Below are 1,283 nucleotides of genomic sequence, written 5' to 3'. Positions count from 1 at the left end.
AGAGGTGGCGTCGCTTGTTCGGACAGGGTCCCGAGATTTTAAGTGGAGCGTCCGGGGCGATCATGCTGCCGATTTGATCGCTGGCAGCGTCGCGAAGTATGCCTCATCGGGCGTCTGATCCGCCAGGCTCGAATGAGGACGTTTGCGGTTGTACAGCTCAATATATTGGCCAATGGAGCGCCGGGCGTGGCTGACCGACTCGTAGGCTCTCAAATAAATCTCTTCGTACTTGATGCTGCGCCACACGCGCTCGACGAACACGTTGTCGCGCCAAGCGCCTTTGCCGTCCATCGACAGCCGGATGCCTCGGCCCAGCACCGCCTCGGTGAAGGCTCCCGCTGTGAACTGGCTGCCCTGATCGGTGTTCACGATGTCGGGGTGCCCATAGCGGGCGAACGCTTCTTCCAGCGCTTCAACGGCATGCACGGCCTCCAGCGTGATCGCTACGCGGTGCGTGAGGATCTTGCGGCTGGCCCAGTCCACCACCGCCGTCAGATACACGAAGCCGCGCGCCATGGGAACGTAGGTCGTGTCGAGCGCCCAGGCCTGGTTGGCCCGCTCGATCTTCATGCCACGCAGCAGATACGGCCAGACCTTGTGCTGCGCGTTGCGTCGACTCGTGCTCGGCTTGCAGTACAGCGCCTCCACGCCCATGCGCTTCATGAGCGTGCGCACGTGGCGGCGGCCGACCTCGTGGCCTTCCCGGCGCAGCAGGCGCGCCAGCATCCGTGCACCGGCAAATGGGAACTCCAGATGCAGTTCGTCGATCCGTCGCATCAGACGTTGATCGACTTCGCTGACAGGCCGCGCCCGGTAATATGCGCTCGATCTCGCGATACCAACAAGCCGGACCTGCTGAGAAACCGGCAACGCATGGCCACGGTCAATCATCGCTTTGCGCTCAGCAATCCCGCCTTGGTGAGCGCACCGCTTAAAAAATCATTTTCCAGGCTGAGTTGGCCGATCTTGGCGTGCAGGGTCTTCACGTCCACCGGTGGCTCGCTCGACACCGGGCCGGCCGCACCGAACACGTCAGCCGCACGCTCCTGCAACTGCCGTTTCCATTCCGTGATCTGGTTCGGATGCACATCGAACTGCTGCGCCAGTTCGGCGAGCGTGCGCTCGCCCTTGACTGCCGCCAGGGCCACTTTCGCTTTGAACGCCGCTGAGTGCGTGCGTCGGGTTCGTTTCGTCATTTCCTCGGTTCCTTTGCCTGCATTATCGCTGGCTCAGGCCCCGGCCGTTCCACTTATCCCGCTGTCTGATTTTGCGCGGCCACCTCT

1 protein-coding gene is annotated in these 1,283 nt (G+C 62.6%); it reads right to left on the bottom strand.

Features of this window, described 5'->3' with window-relative positions:
- Positions 1 to 60: 60 nt before the first annotated feature.
- A protein-coding gene (locus AB4Y43_RS40375) for an IS3 family transposase (RefSeq protein WP_321854220.1) occupies positions 61 to 1,196 on the bottom strand; the annotation gives its coding sequence in 2 pieces (ribosomal slippage) (positions 61 to 941 and positions 941 to 1,196; 1,137 coding nt in all).
- Positions 1,197 to 1,283 lie beyond the last annotated feature (87 nt).

It is taken from the genome of Paraburkholderia sp. BR10872, assembly GCF_040965835.1.
Lineage (GTDB): Bacteria > Pseudomonadota > Gammaproteobacteria > Burkholderiales > Burkholderiaceae > Paraburkholderia > Paraburkholderia nodosa_A.
Note: the sequence above shows the minus strand (reverse complement) of the source record. Positions and strands in the feature narration are given on the sequence as shown.